Origin of the sequence: Dysgonomonas mossii DSM 22836, from assembly GCF_000213575.1 — a bacterium.
GTDB classification, from domain to species: domain Bacteria; phylum Bacteroidota; class Bacteroidia; order Bacteroidales; family Dysgonomonadaceae; genus Dysgonomonas; species Dysgonomonas mossii.
Genome location: NZ_GL892005.1, coordinates 125,429 through 144,067 on the forward strand (window position 1 = coordinate 125,429; position 18,639 = coordinate 144,067).

The following is an 18,639-nucleotide window of genomic DNA, read 5'->3' on the forward strand; positions in this document are numbered from 1 at the left end:
ATGATTAATTTACTTATTTGTATTTATAGATATTTACTTATCGTAATAGTCTTTATTTTTTATTAATTAATACTTAAACTTGATGTATTCGGGTTCTTCTTTTATTTCAGAATATGGAGAATAGCTTTGGTCGCTATGGCGCACATAGCGTCCGTCCTCAATAGATTTGTCTACGTACTTCTGTGGTATAATATATCCCATCATCTCTGCTAGTATATATATCGTGCTCGAATTGTTGATCAGCTTGGTTACTGGATCAACGTATTTAGTCATTACGGAGTTGATCCTGCTTTCATTCTTCTGTATTGTTATGAGTGGAATGTCATATTGGGCAATACCATTTTTCCAAGGGCCGTGTCCTTTACCTAATATCTCTCCATGATCGGAAAAATGAAAGAATACAGCTGTGGTATCTTGTTGCATCACCTTGTATATTTCACGCATCACCCTGTCGGTATGATGTATAGATCTATCATAGTCTGTTTGCAGAGGTGAGCCCGAGCTTGGTATTGCTTTGGCATCTATTGTATCATACCTGTCCGAGTAATTATTATGACTTCCCACCAAATGTATAATAAAGAATTGTTTTTTATCCGGTTTATGTTCTTCTTTTAGTATCGGGATCAGATCGAAATCATCATTGGCCAGATATCCACCTTTGGTAAATACCGCTTTGTCTGTTCCTGCTGCTAAATATCCCAAATAAGAATCCTGAATACCCGATGCACCTTGATTGGATAACCAATAAGTTTCATATCCTGCATCATTGGCGAGGTTTATAAGTGTTTTCTCTTCATAAAATGGCGTCATATTTGTTGGCGATGCAAACGACAAGGCTATACGTAAAGCGTTCCGTGTAAAAGGTGCTGCTGCAATACCATTATAGTAATTTATAGGGGAGGGTACACTTTGTGCCAAGCTATCCAAAAACGGAGTTGTTTTTATCGGATAACCATACAGAGAAAGGTGTTTGCGATAGGCACTCTCTCCGATTACAAGGTATATTTTTTCGGGTTTTTGTACTGTGTCATTGAGTAGTATTCCTTCGGGAAGCTTTTTGTTGCTCTGATCAGCAAACTTCCGTAGTTGCGCCATCTCTTCTTGGTAAGCCAAAATTGTTGCTATATTGCCATAGAGAATCGGCGCATACATATTTACTTTATCTTGTCCTACCCGAATCGGGAATTCCATAAACAGGTCTTCTTGATATTCGTAAGCGATGCGTTTGTAAGAAACAAACGGTAGGAATAAAAAGATATAAATCAACAATCCTACTAAAGACCATTTTATAGAAAGCCTAGCTTCCTTAAGTTCTTTTTCGGATAACCACAGAAGAAGAGTTGTAGTAGTTAATGCTATCAGACCACCGATCAGTACTCCACCTTTCAGCATACTCGCAGCTTCTGTCGTATGCGTTTCGAATATCGAAGCCATCATATCCAGCGAAATATCGCTCCCTAAGACAAATGCGAAATAGGCATTGAACGTAAGTATAAATGCGAGTATAAATGTAATTACAAATGTGTATTTGGTCTTGGCTAATATATTTAGGACGAATAGGAATGAAGCTACATGTATAGCCATTGGAATACTTGGAGCTAAATTGATAGGCAGAAAGGCTATTAGACCAATATATATTAGAGCCAGTATAGTAAATTTATATCTGTATATAAGTTTTCCTATCCACTTTGTATATTCTTTAATCTTAGTCATTAACTGGGTAAAAAGTTGTGCTTAAGTTGATGAGCAAAGATATTATTTTTTACTATGAATTTTATATTAAAAAATGTTCTTTTTTATTTAATTTTTTAATACATTCGCTTCCTATTTTAACATTTTACACTATGAAAAACTGAATTTATGAAAAAGAAATTATTTTTATGCCCATTTATTTCTTTAGTATTGTTAGCCTCTCTTAATGCCCAAAATAATTATAAAAAAGGCTATGTTATAACCAATGATAACGATACAATATTTGGCTTGATCGATTTTAGGACGGATGCCATAAATGCAACACGATGTACATTCAAATCAGAGCAGGCTGAAAAAACATATTATCCCGGTGATATTGCAGGTTATAGATTCTCAGATGAAGGAAAATATTATGTAACACGTGATGTGACAATAGATAGTGTTCCCCAGAAATTCTTTCTTGAATATCTTGTAGAAGGTGTGATGAACCTTTATTACTATGATACGACTGCTAAAAAATACTTCTTCTTCGAGAAAGATGGTAAGATGATAGAAATATCGAAGGCTCCTGATGTTGAAAGGGATCGACGTATTATTCAGGATAATAAATATAAGAATCTTATTAGCTATTACTTTAATGATTATCCATCTATTGTGAATAATTTGAATAAGATGGATTTTAGTCAAAAGACTTTTATTGAAATAGCAAAAACATATCATGATAAAGTATGTACTACGGGAGAAGAATGCGTTATCTTTGAAAATAAGCATCCGGATGAAAATTCTATCAAAACGGCATTCTCTGTTTATGCAGGAGTACAGCTACAAACTTATTCTTTGAATAGTTATTCGGGAAATAGCTACTGTACTCTTAAAGGGACACAACCTGTTATAGGAGGAAAGATGAATTTGTATAATCCTCGCTGGTCTAAATCATTCTCATTGCAATTGGATATGTCTTTCTCGCGTTTTTCTTTTTCGCAAGCTCTTCCATATTTTCTTGAAGGAGAATCAGAATTCAAATTGAAAGCTATAATTATTACTGGAAAGTTAGGTGCAGAATACAAATTCTCATTAAACAAAATACAGCCAATGATAGGTGCGGGAATATCCTATACACATTTATTGGGCGACGACAGTAAGTTTATGGTTAGTGAATGGTCTAATAGTTGGCAAAAATACGAACTTAGAAGCCCTTTTGTCGGTTGTTATCTTAACATAGGAGCATCTTATATACTGAAAAACAAACATTCGATCTTTGTTCTGGCTTCAATGGAACAATACCTGAAAGAAGATACATCAAAAGAAAACTATAATGATCGATTCAAATCCTATAACATAGTCTTGGGATATACCTTCTAATTGGATATTACAAAATAACCGGAATCCTTTACTTATGGGACTATGTATAAGTAAAGGATTTTTTATTTGCTCAACGCTTCTTTTAGAGCTTTTACTGCCTCTTTTATATTGGCACTTTCTTTTAGTAATGTGATAAATTTACTTCCGATAATTGCTCCACTAGCATTCTCTTGTGCTGCTTCTAACGTAGCTTTGTTAGATATACCGAATCCAATCAAACGGGGATTGCGAAGATTCATTTCGTTTATTTTTCGGAAATAAGCTTGCTTTTTATCATCAAAATTACTCTGTGCACCAGTAGTAGACGCAGACGAAACCATGTAGATAAAGCCATCGGTATGTTCATCTATCAGGCGAATACGCTCATCTGATGTTTCAGGGGTGATGAGCATAACTATTTTTATATCGTATTTGTCTGCTATTGGTTTATATTGAGATATATAGTCATTGAACGGAAGATCGGGAATGATAGCTCCGTCTATACCTGTTTCTTTGCATTGTTTGCAAAAGTTCTCAAAACCATATTGCATAATCGGATTGAGATAACCCATCAAGATGAGAGGTATCGTTACCTCGCTACGGATGTCTTTCAACTGTTCGAATAAGACCTTTAATGTCATGCCATTGCGAAGAGCAATTGTTCCACTTTCCTGAATAGTTGGGCCATCAGCCATCGGATCTGAAAATGGAATACCTATTTCTATCAGGTCGATACCATTTGCTTCTAATTCGCGAATAACATTGAAGGTGTCATTCAATTGCGGAAATCCGGCAGTAAAATAGATGGATAATATATTCTTTTCTTTTTTTCAAACAGTTGCTTTATTCTATTCATTTCTTAGTTGTTTTATAAATTGATCAAGTAGTTGTATGTCTTTTAACCCCGGTTCTATTTCAAATTTGCTATTAAGGTCTACTCCGTATAGCCGAGGGTGCTTTATTGCTTCTATTTGCTGAATGTCTTCAGCTGATATCCCTCCACTAAGGAAAAATGGAGTATCTCCATTATAAGTATCTAGTATTGCCCAATCGAATTTTTTCCCTGAACCGCCATATTGTGGGGTTTTGGTATCGAATAAGAAATATCCCCGAAGCCCCTCGTATGCTTTAGTCTGTTCAAAGTCAGAAGACTCGGAAATACAGAAAGCTTTAATTATAGGCATAAACTTGTTTAACTCGCTACAAAAGTTTGGAGATTCGTTTCCGTGCAATTGGATTAAGTCTAACTTATATTTGTCAATCATTTCAACGATGAAATCTATTCCTGAATTCACAAATACGCCTACTCTTTTGATATTACTAGAGTCTATATTCCCTACGTCTTGCCATAGTTGATAATCGATATAGCGGGGTGATTTCTGATAGAATATCATACCCATATAATCAATAGGTAATTTGTTTAACTCCTGTATATTCTCAGGATATTTCATCCCGCAGACTTTTATCTTCATGCCAATTGGTTTATAAAGTCTTCCAATGCTTTCCCCGGATTACTTGTTTTCATAAAGTTCTCTCCCATCAGGAATCCTTTGTATCCTGCCTGTTGCAGATCGATGACTGTTTGAGGTTCAGATATACCACTTTCGGATATCTTAATAAAGTCGCTCGGTATCTTATCTGCCAAGTCAAAAGAGATTTGTATATCTGTAACAAAGGTTCCCAGATTGCGGTTGTTGACCCCTACAACGTCTACTTTATCATTGATATGATGAAGTTCCTGCTCGTTATGAATTTCCAACAAAACATCAAGGTGTAGTTCCTTTGCTTTCTGTGCCAGTTGTTTAGTTTCATCTATCGTCAGAGCTGAGGCAATCAGTAATATGGCACTGGCTCCCGATATTTTAGCCTGATACAATTGGTATCCATCCACTACGAAATCTTTACGTAATAATGGCATTTTTGTAAGACTTCCGGCTAATTCTAGATCAGCTAATTCCCCTCCAAAGAAATCCATGTCGGTAAGTACAGATATTGCACTAGCTCCGTTTTGGGAGTATAGAGGAATTACATCTTCTATTTTTGCATCTTTAAAGATCCAGTCACGAGAAGGTGAGCGACGCTTAAATTCCGCAATAATTCCTGTTCTTGAATTCTTGATAGCTTCTTTAAAAGAGGCAGGAGTAGTGATTGTCGATAATCTTTTTTCTAATTCGTTGATAGAAGTGTCTTTTTTATGTCTTTCTACTTCCAACCGTTTGTTTGCAATTATCTTATCTAAAATATTAGTCATATCTTATATTATTGTTTTTCTTTCTTCAGAACGTTAATAACAGAAGCCAATGCTACAATGCAAATGCCGAACATACCTATCAGTGCATAAGAATATCGCAAGTTGGTTGCACTTGCAATATACCCGATCAGAGGAGGTCCCATCAAAAAGCCGAGGAAACTCACACTGGATACTAATGTCAGTGCTATACTTGTTGATATTTTTGTTTTCTGTCCGGCAATACTATACACTGTGGGTACAATACCCGCCGTACCCAACCCGATAATCATAAAGGCTATGATAGTAGTTATGAAATGCGGAAAAGCTACAGCAGCGAACAGTCCTGTTGCTATAAGGATACCTCCTACTTGAACAACACGTTGCGAACCCCATTTCTGAGTGGCCTTGTCGATAACAAATCGTCCTGATGCCATCGTTATCATATATGCTGCTAGTCCGATAGGGGCCATATGTACCGGAGTGCCTACTACATCTATCAGATAAAGCCCACTCCAGTCGGCCATAGCACCCTCGGCAGCCATACCACAAAATGCCACAATGCCCAGTAAGAACAGAAACTTCTCCGGTTTATTCTTCTTTCTAGCTGCAACATCCGACGGATCTTTTTGCTTTTTAAGATCAGCCTGAAGATAGCGCATATTGAGATAGACAGCTATAAGAACAAGTGTTCCGATGATGCAAAAATGATAGATAGGTTTGAACTTTAGCGATGCCATTAACAGCCCTACGGATGCACCGGCCAATCCTGCCAAGCTCCACCCTCCATGAAAGGAGGCCATGATCGGTTTATTATAAGTAGCTTCAAGCGTTACAGCCTGAGTATTGACTGATATATTGCAGAAATTGCCGCAAAAGCCGAAAAATATAAGACTCATAATCAAGGCATATTCAGAACCTGAAAGCCCTATAAGTAGCAACGCTAAGACATAGCCTGTAAGAGCTAAGGGTAGAATACGTTTACTTCCCACTCTGGATATGAGTAAGCCTGATATGGTCATCCCGCATATCTGTCCGATAGGGATCATTAACAGGATAGTACCCCATGCTGCATCACCCAGTCCCAAAGAATTCTTTATATCGGGAATTCGGCTAGCCCAGCTGGAAAAGCACATACCCGAACAAAAATACAGACAGAAAATAGCTAGTCGTATACGTTCTTTCGATGTTGTATTGGTCGTTATATCCATTATTTACGAGCTAATAGCTCTATTTTGTTTAACCATTTTTCCCGTTGTTCGGGAGTTGATCCTTTTATTGTTGCCAGATAAGTTGTTCTGATATTTTTAATACCGCAAAATGCACCGATATTTTTTCTTATCATTTTTCCTCCGATATCTTTCACTATCCATTTGTAATAAAAAACAGGTGCATCCATCGTGCTGATGATTTCAGATGTTTTTCCCATCAATAGTTTTTTTGGAAACGGAGACTTTTCCTGATATTCAAAAGTGAATCCCGGAAGGAATAGCCTTTCTATAAATCCTTTCAATAGAGCAGGAGGGGATGCCCACCATGTAGGGTAAATCCAAACAATATGTTCTGCCCATTGCAACTTGTCCCAAGCTTCCAACAGATCGGGCTCGAGTTCCGTTCTTTTGCGATAGCCATACATCAGTATGGGATTGAAATTCATTTCAGCGAGGATGATCTCTTTTACTTCATTTCCTTTTGCCAGAGTACCTTTCTTGTATTGCTGATGCAGCCCAAAGCAAAAGCTTTCTTTGTCGGGATGTCCGTTAATTATTAAAACTTTTTTCATATCAGAATATCGTTGATATATTAAGTGTTTAACTCTAAGAATCTCAAAAATGTATCCTTTAGCCTTCCGCTCTCTATTGTTTCCCGCGCTTGTGCAATGCTATCTTCGAAAGACATATTCGGATCAATTGTCTGAATTGCTGTAGCAGCGTTTGCAATCACCGCATTTTTTTGTGCTTTAGTCGCTGTATTGCAGATGATATTATCAAAAATCTTAGCGGCATCTTCCGGCGTTGCGCCACCGTCCAGGTCGGCTTCTTTGCAACGTTCAAAACCAATTAGTTCGGGGCTGTATATTTTTTCTTCAAATTTATTGATTATTTTGAAATCTCCCGTTAATGATATTTCATCATATCCGTCTAAACTATGTACAATCGAATAATCCACATCCGTTTGTTGATACATATAGAAATACAGACGTGCCATTTTCAGATTGAAAACACCTAACACCGTGCGCTTTGGTTTTATTGGGTTAACCACCGGTCCCAGCATATTAAAGAAGGTGCGAACACCAAGTGCCTTACGTACGGGTGCAACCACCTTAAGTGCGTTGTTGAACAGAGGGGCATGCAAGTAAGTTATATTGGTTTTGTCTAAAGATGCTTCCAGCTTGCTCACATCGGATGTGAATTTCACACCGTGCTGTTCCATTACATTGGATGCTCCACTGACTGAGGTTGCCCCGTAATTACCATGTTTGGCAACCTTATATCCTGATGCGGCAACAACGAAGCAAGACAGCGTTGAAATGTTGAATGTATTCTTATTATCTCCGCCTGTACCTACTATGTCGATAGGGTTGTAAGCTGCCAGCGCATCTACATTGGCTCGCAGATCTAAAAGTGCATCTGCAAATCCGAGAAACTCATCAACGCTGATACTGCGCATAAGAAAGACGCTGATGAATGCTGCAATTTGCGAGTCATTATAGTCTCCGGCAGCCATCTTTGTCAATATTTCCTTTGCTTCACATCTGTTGAGATATTGATGCTCAAAGAGTCTGTTTAATATTTGTTTCATGTCTTTAGCTGTTAACTTATAGCTTTTAGCCGTTATTATATTTGCTAACGGCTATCAGCTAAGAGATTATTTTACGGAACCAGATGTTCTAGTGTATTTGTTGTTTTCGCAATCTCTTCGTCGCCTAGCTCATGGTTCGATAGTTCTCCATCGAAATAACGATCATACGCAGCCATATCGATAAGCCCGTGGCCCGATAGATTAAATAGAATTGTTTTTTGCCTTCCTTCCTCTTTTGCTTTCAATGCTTCCTGAATAGCTGTGTGTATAGCGTGTGATGATTCAGGAGCCGGAATTATACCTTCCGCTTTAGCAAACAATATAGCCGCTTCGAATGTATCGAGTTGCTTTACATCTACAGCTTCTATATATCCGTCTTTTTTCAACTGGCTGACAATGGTTCCTGCACCATGGTACCGAAGGCCACCCGCATGGATATTTGCCGGCGCAAAATTGTGCCCAAGTGTGTACATCGGTAGTAGTGGTGTATATCCGGCTTCGTCACCAAAGTCATATTCGAATTTACCTCGGGTCAGTTTAGGACATGATGCTGGCTCTGCCGCAATCAGGCGTACTTCTTTTCCTTCGGTCAGTTTATGGCGCAGAAAAGGGAATGTGATACCGGAAAAATTCGATCCGCCGCCAAAACAGCCTATTACTATATCGGGATATTCTCCGGCTATTTCCATTTGTTTTTCCGCCTCCAACCCAATGATCGTTTGATGCAGAGATACATGATTCAGAACACTGCCTAATGTATATCTACAATTCGGTGTGTTTAATGCCAGCTCTATGGCCTCCGAGATAGCTGTGCCGAGGCTTCCCTGATAAGTCGGGTTTTCTGTAATTATTTTACGTCCGGCTTTCGTACTCATACTCGGCGAAGCTATAACTTCGGCTCCATATGCCTGCATGATAGATCGGCGGTAAGGTTTCTGGTGGTAACTGATCTTAACCATATATACAGCCAGATTCAGATCGAAATGACTTGCTGCATACGATAAGGCGGCACCCCATTGTCCAGCTCCGGTTTCGGTTGTGATGTTTGTTATACCCTGCTCTTTACAGTAATATGCCTGTGCTATTGCCGAGTTTAGTTTGTGTGAACCTACAGGGCTGACACTCTCATTTTTGAAATAAATATGAGCCGGTGTGTCCAACGCTTTTTCTAGACCGTAGGCTCTTACCAACGGTGTAGGACGGTAATTTTTATATAGTTCCCGTATTGGTTCGGGTATTTCTATCCAACGGTCGGTATCGTTTAGTTCCTGTTTAGCTAGCTCTGTCGCAAATATTGGTTCCAGATCACTTACCTCCAATGGCTTTTTTGTTGCCGGATGAAGCGGTGGTAGAGGTTTGTTTTTCATGTCCGCCACAATGTTATACCAGCTTCTAGGAATGTCGTTCTCGCTTAATAAGATTTTCTTTTTCATTATATTAGTATTAATTATTGGTTCAGAAAGTTTTTTACTATTGTTTCTCCGGCAGGAGTTAAAACAGACTCGGGATGGAATTGTACTCCATGCACATCAAACTCCTTATGCTTTAGCGCCATTATCTGCCCGTTATTGTCCGTTGCTGTTATTTCAATAGAGTCTGGAAGTCCGTTATTGTCTACGATCCAAGAATGATAGCGCCCAACTTCTAATTCGCTCCCTAGCGTATCAAATATATAATCGGGTTGTGTGATATTAATCCGGGTTGCTACTCCATGATACACATCTTCTAGGTTTTTCAACTGAGCACCAAAAGCTTCGCCTATTGCCTGATGTCCAAGGCAAACACCTAATATTGGTTTTTTGCCTGCATATTCTTTTATCAGGGGTAATAGTAATCCGGCTTCGGAAGGGATACCGGGACCTGGAGAAAGAATAATTTTATCATATTTAGCAACATCTTCAAGTGCTATTTTGTCATTCCTGAAAACATCCACATCTGTATAACCTAGCTCCTTTACCAAATGAACAAGATTGTATGTAAATGAATCGTAGTTGTCGAATATCAGAATTTTCATATCGAAAGTTACTTTTAGTTTTTTAATTCTTCTGCAAACCGAATAGCTTTGGCTAAAGCTCCCAGTTTGTTTTTTACCTCCATTACCTCTGTCTCGGGATTAGATTTAGATACGATTCCTCCTCCTGCCTGATAGTATAGTGTGTTATTACGACTCAAGAATGTACGTATTGTAATAGCTTGATTAAGGTCTCCGTTAAAACCTATATAGCCAATGCAGCCGCCATATACACCACGCATTTGTTTTTCGATATCACGTATCAGTTGCATCGCTCGCACTTTGGGCGCACCCGAGAGTGTTCCGGCCGGAAATGTATCGGCAAAAACAGATATACTGTTATTGTCTCTATCTACAGTCCCACTTACACGAGAAACGAGGTGGATCACATGCGAATAGAATTGAACATTTTTGTAAAATTCTACTTGCACGTCGTGACAGTTGCGGCTGAGATCATTCCTTGCCAAATCGACAAGCATGACATGCTCTGCATTTTCTTTTTCATCATTCAGTAAGTTCTCTGAAAGGATGCGGTCTTTCTCATCGTCTCCGGTGCGGAAATACGTTCCGGCAATGGGGTCTATATAAGCTTTGTCTTTTGTTACCTTGCAATGAGTTTCGGGTGATGAACCGAAAATGCGGTACGAACCAAAGTCGAAATAGAAGAGGTATGGCGAAGGGTTGATAGATCGTAAAGAACGATATACTTTAAAATCGTCTCCTGCAAATTTTTGGGTGAAGCAGCGAGAAAGAACAATCTGAAATACATCACCACGTTTGCAATGTGCTATTCCTTTCTTTATCATTTCCTGATGCTCTTCATCTGTGATCATCGATTGCTCGTCTCCGATGGCTTCAAAATTGTAGGATGGGATATTGTTGTTCGTTAGGATAGCTTCAAGTTCAGGTGTCTTTTCCTGAGTGCCTTCCACTATATTTTCTACGATGGTAAGTTCATTCTTCAGGTGATTAATAACTAATATGAAACGGTATAATATGTAGTAAAATTCAGGGACATCAGCATTTCTTAGTTTTGTATTCACCGGATCAACAGCCTCGAAATAGCGAATGGCATCGTAAGAAGTATATCCAAAGAACCCGTTTATATTTGTCTTGTTTTCTCCTTGTACATCAAACTGCTTGATAAAAGCATTGAACTTATCAGTAAGCTTTTCGTGTCCTAGCAAGGTTTCCTGATGGGTTGTATTGTCCGGATAAGTCATGGTTATTTCATCATTGTCTACTCTGAATCTAGCAATAGGACTTATACCTATAAAAGAATAGCTGTTTTCTCCACCGTGATAATCGGAACTTTCCAGTAAGGCAGACTCCGGATACACATCTCTTACCTTTAGATAAATTCCGACAGGAGTCTGTAAATCTGCCAGAAGGTTTTTCGTCTTTACCTGTATATTGTATTTCATACTATTTGTCTGATATTGTTAATCTATTGTTTGTTTAGCGGTTGCGATAGTTTATATAGGTTTCCATGTCTTTGTCGCCACGCCCCGATAGGCAAAGCACAACTACATCGTCAGCATTGAACTGCTTTTTGTTCAGTGCACCCAGAGCATGAGCCGATTCTATGGCAGGTATTATCCCTTCCAGTATGGTGAGTTCAAAAGCAGCCTCCATCGCTTCATCGTCCGTCACGGCAAGTACTTCAGAACGACCTATCTGAGCAAGGTGTGCGTGCATCGGTCCAATCCCCGGATAATCCAGTCCGGCTGATATGGAGTAAGGCTCTTCTATCTGTCCGTCCTCCGATTGCATGAGCAGTGTTTTACACCCATGTATAATCCCTAATCTGCCTAAGTGGATTGTTGCAGCCGACTCACCTGAGTCTATTCCTTTTCCGGCAGCTTCGGCAAGTACGATCTTTGTTTGGGGCTCATCTATAAAGTGATATATTGTTCCGGCGGCATTGCTTCCTCCTCCTACACAAGCGATGAGATAATCAGGAGTCTCACGTCCTTCTTTTTCTAAGAGCTGCTTACGGATCTCTTCGCTTATTACAGATTGCAGGCGTGCTACCATGTCGGGATAAGGATGAGGCCCTATGGTAGAACCTATCACATAATAAGTATCGGACGGATGACTGCACCAGTCACGGATAGCTTCATTTGTCGCATCTTTCAATGTCATGTTTCCACTGGTTACAGGAACTACTGTAGCTCCCAACATTTCCATCTTCTGTACATTGAGTTTTTGGCGGGCAACATCCGTGGCTCCCATATATACAATGCACTCCATATTCATCAGAGCACATACAGTGGCAGTGGCTACACCATGTTGTCCTGCTCCTGTTTCGGCAAGTATGCGTGTCTTCCCCATACGGCGGGCTATGAGGATTTGACCTAAAGCATTGTTTATCTTGTGTGAGCCTGTATGATTGAGGTCTTCACGTTTGAGATATATCTTGCATCCGTATTTTTGGGAAAGCCTGTTTGCTAAATAGAGAGGCGATGGGCGTCCTGCATAATCTCTTAGCAAGTCGTTATATTCTTTCTGAAAACTGGGGTCGTTTATGATGTTCAGATATGAGTTCTTTAATGTTTCCACATTGTCATATAAAATCTCAGGGATATATGCACCCCCAAATTCTCCATAAAAGCCATTTGTATCAACTGCGAATTTTTCCATCTTATATAGTGTTTATTTTATTGTCATAAAAAAAGCCTATCGTGAGTTACGATAGGCTTTGTATTTTAAAAATTTTCTATTTGTAAATACACACCGATTTGGCTCACGACTTTTTGAGTTGAGAGTGCCACCACCAATATGTATTTGTTAATAGAAGATTCATTATACTTTCTTTTTGCTCTTGCAAAGATATAAAAAAAATGAAACGAACAAATGTTTGACATATATTTTTTGATTTGATTAAGAATTGTTTAAATTTTAATCCACCCTTTGCTTATCACTATGAAAGCTTATATCTTTGTTAAGACAGTATCAACCACTAAATTCTATTCGTACATAATAATATTTAAACATAAAAAAACATGCGTAATTTCATTCTCACTCTCCTTATCTTATTTTCTATCTCAGTGAATGCCCAACACAAGTCGCTAAGCTTTAATAACAATGGTAAATTTAAGATTATCCAGTTTACCGATATCCACTATAAGAAGAATGTTCCCGAATCGGCAGTTGCCTTAAAGCTAATCAGTGAAGTACTTGATGCCGAAAAGCCCGACTTAGTTGTATTCACAGGTGATGTCATTTATGCGAAGCCTGTGAAAGAAGGACTTGATGATATCTTCAACCTTGTGATAAAAAGGAAGATACCTTGGGCTTACGTATTCGGAAACCATGATGACGAACACGAAACGTCTCGACAGGAACTCATGGATTTCGTAACCCTCAAACCATACTGTCTTGCTCAGGCAGGAGATAAGTCTTTGAATGGAGTAGGCAACTATATCCTCGAGGTGAAGGGAGCTTCAGAAGATAAGGTAAAGTCGGTTCTTTACTTTTTCGATTCGGGAGCTTATACACCTATCAAAGAGGTTGGTACTTATGACTGGCTTGCATTCAATCAGGTAGAGTGGTACAGAGCTCAAAGTGCTGCATACACCAAACAAAATGCCGGAGTGCCTTACCCTGCTCTTGCCTTTTTCCATATCCCGTTGGTTGAATACTCGATGATGAAAGCTGAGAAATACGACCAGCTGATAGGAAGCCGTGATGAGAAAGAATGCCACGGAAAGATGAACACCGGAATGTTTGCAGCCATGCGCGAAGCCGGAGATGTGATGGGTACTTTTGTAGGGCACGACCACGACAACGATTATATAGGAGAATACTATAACATATATCTCGCTTATGGACGTTATTCGGGAGGCAATACCGAGTACAACAACCTGGGTAAGAACGGATGCCGTGTCATAGAGCTCGAAGAAGGCAAACGAACTTTCTCTACTTATATCCGACTGCTGGGTGGTGACAAGTTATACCCTGTAACTTACCCTGATACATTTGCCAAAAAAGCAGAAGTAAAACAATAGAATAAATGTAGAGAGGCTGTCAAAAAAACAGTCTCTTTACAATTCTACTCCTTCATATTTGGAAATGACTGAACGCCATACGTCGGGTATGCGCATCGACGATTGTGTATCTGCATCATAAGTCACGAAAACGGATTCGCAACGGCATTTTACTTCATCGTTTTTTACACTTCGTATTTGCTGAAGAAATACGCCGCTTTTGTCGCCCAGCTTTGTAATCTTGGTATCAACAACAATCTTTTCTTTGTAATAAATCGGTGAAAAGAAGTCCACGTCGATATGCGCGAGTACAATCATTCCCTCAATCCAACTGACGGAAGCAGGCTTAATTACTTCAAAATAATTGGTCTTTCCTAAATCAAAAAAACTGAAGTATACATTGTTGTTTATATGTCCTAGTGCGTCTATATCGTTGAACCGGATTTGAACAGGGAGTGTAGCTTTAAATGTTTCTGGTTTTATTTCCATTTGTCTTATCTGAATACTATATCGTTTACAACAGGCATGCCTGCATGTTCATTCAATTTTGCTATTAATTTATCTTTAGCCATCATGAGCTCGGAACGTAATACCGATGAGCTGAGTGATACATATAGCACCCCATTCCGCAGGTAAATATTTGTTGTATAAGATGAAATCATAGACCCCAGAAGCTTCGACCAGCCTGTAACAGCCCTGCTCTCTGCAAACTTTCTTTTGAAGAATTGATTCTCTTCAAAAAACTGTCTGAGTACTTCACCTATACTTTCAGTGTTTCGTTTTCTCATAAGGCTTTATTCTTCTTTTGTACGACTTCGCCACCGCTTACCTCGTAGAGGTGATAACTGCTGTTTGTATGCGACAGTATTTCGTCGAGATGTTCACGGTTTGTATCGGTAACGAATATCTGCCCAAAGTCTTTATCCAATACAAGTTTTACTATTTGTTCTACACGTGTTGAGTCCAGTTTGTCGAATATATCGTCGAGTAACAGCACAGGTGTTGTTTCGGTTGCCTTTCGTAGAAAATCGAATTGGGCAAGCTTCAACGCAACAACGTATGTCTTGTTCTGACCTTGCGACCCTACTCGTTTTATCGAATATCCATCCATCTGCATATCCAGGTCATCTTTGTGCACACCGATACTCGTGTATCCTAATATGCGGTCTCGCTCTCGCTTTTGTTTCAGCGAACGTGCAAAGTCTGCATCGTCGAAATGTGATTCGTACCGTAGCTCTACTTTCTCATTTGATAAACAGATAAAATCATAGAAACGTTGAAAGATAGGAATGAATTTCTCGATAAAATCTTTACGTTTCGAATAGATAATCTTTCCTTCTTCTATCAATTGCTCGTCCCAAAGGTCGAACAAGGTCTCGTCGATATACGAATCCGTTTTCAGAAGTGCGTTACGCTGTTGCAAGGCTTTATTGTAGCGGATGAGAGAATGCAGGTATTCCTTGTCGAACTGCGAAAGGAACATATCCATAAATTTTCTTCGCTCGTCACTTCCTCCATTTATCAGTTCGGTGTCGGAGGGAGAAACCATGATAAGAGGCAGAAAACCAATATGATCGGATAGGCGTTCGTATTCTTTTTTGTTCCGCTTGAATTGTTTCTTCTGTTTACGCCTGAGACTGCAAAAGAACTCTTCTTGCTTGTCGCCCAAAACATACCATCCCTGTATAACAGCAAAATCGGCATCGTGCCTTATATTTTGGCTGTCGATAGGGTTGTTGTGGCTTTTGCAGAACGAGAGATAATAGATGGCGTCCAACAGGTTTGTTTTACCCATACCGTTACTACCCAAGAAGCAATTGATCTTGGGAGACAGATTGAGTTCTGCCTGCTCTATATTTTTATAGTTGAGGATGGATAACCGCTCTAATATCATGCTCTGTAGAATTAATAGAATACAAAAATACGATTTTTTGTGAGGGTTACTAAAGTTTTTAATCCAATAGTTACATCTAAACATCAAAGGTAATAAATCGGTATAAGTGTAACGTGTTTGTTCTTATTTGTTTACTCTGAAAAAGGTGACAAAAGTGACACTTTTCAGTATGGTCGTATTATGTCACCTTCTTTTACTTCGCTCCTTTTCACTTTTCGGTACAAATGGGGTGGAGGGAGGCAATAGTCCCTGATAAAAACATATTCCGATTCTTCTTTCTCTTGAGTTACTGTTTCGCCCTCATCTTCAATCTGTACATCCTGCAAGTTATCAGAATGCGATATTTGTTCGGTCGGCTCAGAAACAACCTCTTCCTTTTCTATTTTCTTTTCGAACGGTGCATTATTCATCAGTTTCTCTCGCAGCTCATTCAAACTATCTTTCGTTTTGGGGTCTTGTACGATTATCGTTAAGGGTTGACTGTGCTCTTTGTCCTCTTCTTGCTTTGTTTCGTTGTGCGACAATACCAACCTGATAGCATGTGTGTCGGGGGCATACTCTTTTTGTCTGACTACACGGGTTTTTAGTACTAGTTTGTCGGGATTCTCTTTGTCTGGAACATAAGTTGTTCGCACTTCTGTGAGGGTATAACCTTCCAACTTTTTCCTTAACGATCGGCGGGCAGTGATTGCCAACGTCTCATCCCGGCTTTCAATTGCTGCTTCAATTGCTTTTCTAAACTCGGGTTTCTTATCTCGCCATTCATAGAATGATTTGCGGGTTATTTTCAGGTGTTTGCAAATTTCTGTGATAGAATATGTGTCTTCTTCTATCAGCGAGACAATCTTTTCTGCCAGTCTTTCGGTATACTTTGCCATATCTGTTATAATAATGTTGTTTATAATAGATAATTGTTTAGAAAAGTGATGAATAAGCAGGAGAGAGGTAGGGGCAGTGGCTTGTCCCTGCCCGTTTATATTCGGGCGACCACAAGGGATCACCCCTACAGTTGCCAGAACAATTTGTGGATAAAAAAAGATAAGTTATAAACAAAAAACGGTCGGAAAAAAATCCGACCGTTTATGATGATGAACCCGCTTTTTAGAGTTTTATTTATAGCTAGAAGTTATTTTATGTTCGAAACACTTCTCTGAGCTGTAATTGCCGAGCTCTGAGGTGTTGATTTACGTGTAGTGAAATCAAATTCGGTAGACTTGTTGCCGCTGAATGATTTCCATTTCAATTTTAACTTCACTGTTTTACCTTCCGTATCCGGTAAGTTGTTGATATTAAATGCTACTAATCCATCAGCTTCACGTCCATAGGTATCTCCACTTGCATTATGTCTGAATTCCAGTTCGTAAGGGTTTGAAGGATTTGTGTTTACTAACAGATTTACGTAATGCGTCTTAGTTGCATCACCGAACAAAGTTCTGAATCTGAGAGTAAGATAGCCGTCTTCGGCAATAGTTACCCAGTCGTTCACTATTTCGATAGGATCTGTTCCGTATTTTGCATCGTTTTCAGCACCTAAGTTGGGAACGGTTTGTTTTGTAAGGATGCTGTCTATCCAGTTTATATGTATAGCCTTCGTGTATCCTTGGCTAGGTTTGTCTACTTCGTCGTAGTTGACAAGTGCCCTGACTTCTCTGTTGCCGTAAGGCGAAGTTGTCATATTGGTAGGCAGTAATGTTGTCTTTTCGTCCAGCTGTAGGAAAAAAGAATTTCCGCTAGTCGGCTTTACAGTTACAAGTGCATTTGGATACCTCCAACTTGAGTCATCATCATCATCCAAACACGACTGAAAAAAGATAGTCATGCCGATGATCCCAATAGTCATTAAAAAAAGTTTCAACGCTTTCATAGTTCTAACATCATTAATTATTTGATTCTATATATATGATGAGTTAGATGTCAGAAAAGTTGCAGCATGCTATAATTAAAATATATTAATAAATATCTCATCTATTAACAATACGGGAGATTATAGCCTGTAGTTGATTGGTTGACCCTATCTGATAGCCGGGAATATACTATGAAAATAGGATGTTTTTTTTACAGAAGTTTAAACGTGTACCCTTGTTCTTTTAGCCACTCTATACTTTGGGGTAGAGCATGTTTCATGTTCTTCTCGGCTTTTAGCGAGTCGTGAAAAACGATCACAGAACCATCACGGGTATATCTTTTTACGTTTTCGAACACCTTTTCAGGAGTCATTAGTTTACTGTAATCTCTGGTAACAACATCCCACATCACAATTTTATAATAACGTCTCAGGGTAAAGAACTGAGGTACTCGCATGTGGCCATGTGGCGGACGGAATAGTTCCGAATCGATATATTCCGAAGCCAGTCGGGTATTTTCAAGGTATCTTTTTGAGAGTTTTCGTATACCTTGTACATGGTTGAAAGTATGATTTCCTACACGATGCCCTCTTTCCAATACCATTTTATAGATATCGGGATGTTTGCGAACATTGTCTCCTACACAGAAAAATGTCGCTTTAATTTCATATTTGTCCAAAAGATCTAATACCCACGGGGTAATGTCAGGTATCGGTCCATCATCGAATGTGAGATAGACTGTTTTTTGTCCTTCTACAGGTTTACGCCACAATGCTCCCGGAAACAGCATCCGGTATATCTTAGGGGGTTGTTCTATTAGCATAATCGATATAATAAAC

At 39.1% G+C, this 18,639-nt stretch carries 18 protein-coding genes and 1 pseudogene; 2 read left to right on the forward strand and 17 right to left on the reverse strand.

Going from position 1 to position 18,639, the window contains the following annotated elements; genetic code table 11:
* Positions 1-66 precede the first annotated feature (66 nt).
* Positions 67-1,713: a phosphoethanolamine transferase family protein gene (locus tag HMPREF9456_RS04050; protein ID WP_006842192.1), complete on the reverse strand. Its 1,647-nt coding sequence runs from the start codon at positions 1,711-1,713 to the stop codon at positions 67-69.
* A 147-nt stretch (positions 1,714-1,860) separates the two neighbouring features.
* Here HMPREF9456_RS04050 and HMPREF9456_RS04055 point away from each other — a divergent pair, with 147 nt between their 5' ends.
* Positions 1,861-3,054 carry an outer membrane beta-barrel protein gene (locus tag HMPREF9456_RS04055; RefSeq protein ID WP_006842193.1) on the forward strand — a complete coding sequence of 398 codons (1,194 nt, stop codon included), beginning with the start codon at positions 1,861-1,863 and terminating at the stop codon, positions 3,052-3,054.
* 62 nt (positions 3,055-3,116) lie between these two features.
* Here the strand turns inward: HMPREF9456_RS04055 and trpA are convergent.
* From trpA to trpB, 10 genes and pseudogenes are all read right to left on the reverse strand, one after another.
* Positions 3,117-3,889: pseudogene (gene trpA / locus HMPREF9456_RS04060) on the reverse strand (tryptophan synthase subunit alpha).
* Positions 3,882-4,505 carry a phosphoribosylanthranilate isomerase gene (locus HMPREF9456_RS04065; RefSeq protein WP_018074757.1) on the reverse strand — a complete coding sequence of 208 codons (624 nt, stop codon included), beginning with the start codon at positions 4,503-4,505 and terminating at the stop codon, positions 3,882-3,884. The pseudogene trpA and the gene HMPREF9456_RS04065 overlap by 8 nt, the downstream one beginning before the upstream one ends.
* On the reverse strand, positions 4,502-5,284 hold the full coding sequence (gene trpC, locus HMPREF9456_RS04070) for an indole-3-glycerol phosphate synthase TrpC (protein ID WP_006842196.1): 783 nt from the start codon (positions 5,282-5,284) through the stop codon (positions 4,502-4,504). Before trpC ends, HMPREF9456_RS04065 begins: the two co-directional genes overlap by 4 nt.
* A gap of 8 nt (positions 5,285-5,292) precedes the next feature.
* Positions 5,293-6,471, reverse strand: a complete 1,179-nt coding sequence (locus HMPREF9456_RS04075) for an MFS transporter (protein WP_006842197.1) — start codon at positions 6,469-6,471, stop codon at positions 5,293-5,295.
* Complete coding sequence (locus HMPREF9456_RS04080; protein WP_006842198.1) at positions 6,471-7,043, reverse strand: NAD(P)H-dependent oxidoreductase; 573 nt, start codon at positions 7,041-7,043, stop codon at positions 6,471-6,473. Before HMPREF9456_RS04080 ends, HMPREF9456_RS04075 begins: the two co-directional genes overlap by 1 nt.
* Before the next feature lie 20 nt (positions 7,044-7,063).
* A complete protein-coding gene (trpD, locus tag HMPREF9456_RS04085) occupies positions 7,064-8,062 on the reverse strand; it encodes an anthranilate phosphoribosyltransferase (protein ID WP_006842199.1) in 999 nt (332 codons plus the stop codon).
* Positions 8,063-8,133: 71 nt separating this feature from the next.
* Positions 8,134-9,498, reverse strand: a complete 1,365-nt coding sequence (locus HMPREF9456_RS04090; protein WP_185091199.1) for a TrpB-like pyridoxal phosphate-dependent enzyme — start codon at positions 9,496-9,498, stop codon at positions 8,134-8,136.
* Positions 9,499-9,509: 11 nt separating this feature from the next.
* Positions 9,510-10,076, reverse strand: coding sequence for an anthranilate synthase component II (locus HMPREF9456_RS04095; RefSeq protein WP_006842201.1), 567 nt, complete (start codon positions 10,074-10,076; stop codon positions 9,510-9,512).
* A 14-nt stretch (positions 10,077-10,090) separates the two neighbouring features.
* Positions 10,091-11,497 carry an anthranilate synthase component I family protein gene (locus HMPREF9456_RS04100; RefSeq protein WP_006842202.1) on the reverse strand — a complete coding sequence of 469 codons (1,407 nt, stop codon included), beginning with the start codon at positions 11,495-11,497 and terminating at the stop codon, positions 10,091-10,093.
* A gap of 34 nt (positions 11,498-11,531) precedes the next feature.
* Positions 11,532-12,716: a tryptophan synthase subunit beta gene (gene trpB, locus HMPREF9456_RS04105; RefSeq protein ID WP_006842203.1), complete on the reverse strand. Its 1,185-nt coding sequence runs from the start codon at positions 12,714-12,716 to the stop codon at positions 11,532-11,534.
* A 362-nt stretch (positions 12,717-13,078) separates the two neighbouring features.
* On the opposite strand from trpB, the gene HMPREF9456_RS04110 reads away from it, so the two are divergent.
* The gene (locus HMPREF9456_RS04110; RefSeq protein WP_006842204.1) at positions 13,079-14,083 is read left to right on the forward strand and encodes a metallophosphoesterase family protein; all 1,005 of its coding nucleotides are present in this window, start codon (positions 13,079-13,081) and stop codon (positions 14,081-14,083) included.
* Positions 14,084-14,119: 36 nt separating this feature from the next.
* Here the strand turns inward: HMPREF9456_RS04110 and HMPREF9456_RS04115 are convergent, their stop codons facing one another.
* The 6 genes from HMPREF9456_RS04115 to HMPREF9456_RS04140 all read right to left on the reverse strand — a co-directional run bounded on the left by HMPREF9456_RS04115 (position 14,120) and on the right by HMPREF9456_RS04140 (position 18,623).
* Positions 14,120-14,551, reverse strand: coding sequence for an acyl-CoA thioesterase (locus tag HMPREF9456_RS04115; protein WP_006842205.1), 432 nt, complete (start codon positions 14,549-14,551; stop codon positions 14,120-14,122).
* Positions 14,552-14,556: 5 nt separating this feature from the next.
* Positions 14,557-14,850 carry a DciA family protein gene (locus tag HMPREF9456_RS04120; protein ID WP_006842206.1) on the reverse strand — a complete coding sequence of 98 codons (294 nt, stop codon included), beginning with the start codon at positions 14,848-14,850 and terminating at the stop codon, positions 14,557-14,559.
* Positions 14,847-15,956, reverse strand: coding sequence for a DNA replication/repair protein RecF (recF, locus tag HMPREF9456_RS04125; protein WP_006842207.1), 1,110 nt, complete (start codon positions 15,954-15,956; stop codon positions 14,847-14,849). Before recF ends, HMPREF9456_RS04120 begins: the two co-directional genes overlap by 4 nt.
* A 164-nt stretch (positions 15,957-16,120) precedes the next feature.
* Positions 16,121-16,834 carry a terminase small subunit-like protein gene (locus HMPREF9456_RS04130; protein ID WP_006842208.1) on the reverse strand — a complete coding sequence of 238 codons (714 nt, stop codon included), beginning with the start codon at positions 16,832-16,834 and terminating at the stop codon, positions 16,121-16,123.
* 248 nt (positions 16,835-17,082) lie between these two features.
* A complete protein-coding gene (locus HMPREF9456_RS04135) occupies positions 17,083-17,820 on the reverse strand; it encodes a NigD1/NigD2 family lipoprotein (RefSeq protein ID WP_006842209.1) in 738 nt (245 codons plus the stop codon).
* Positions 17,821-18,011: 191 nt separating this feature from the next.
* Complete coding sequence (locus HMPREF9456_RS04140; RefSeq protein ID WP_018074760.1) at positions 18,012-18,623, reverse strand: polysaccharide deacetylase family protein; 612 nt, start codon at positions 18,621-18,623, stop codon at positions 18,012-18,014.
* Positions 18,624-18,639 lie beyond the last annotated feature (16 nt).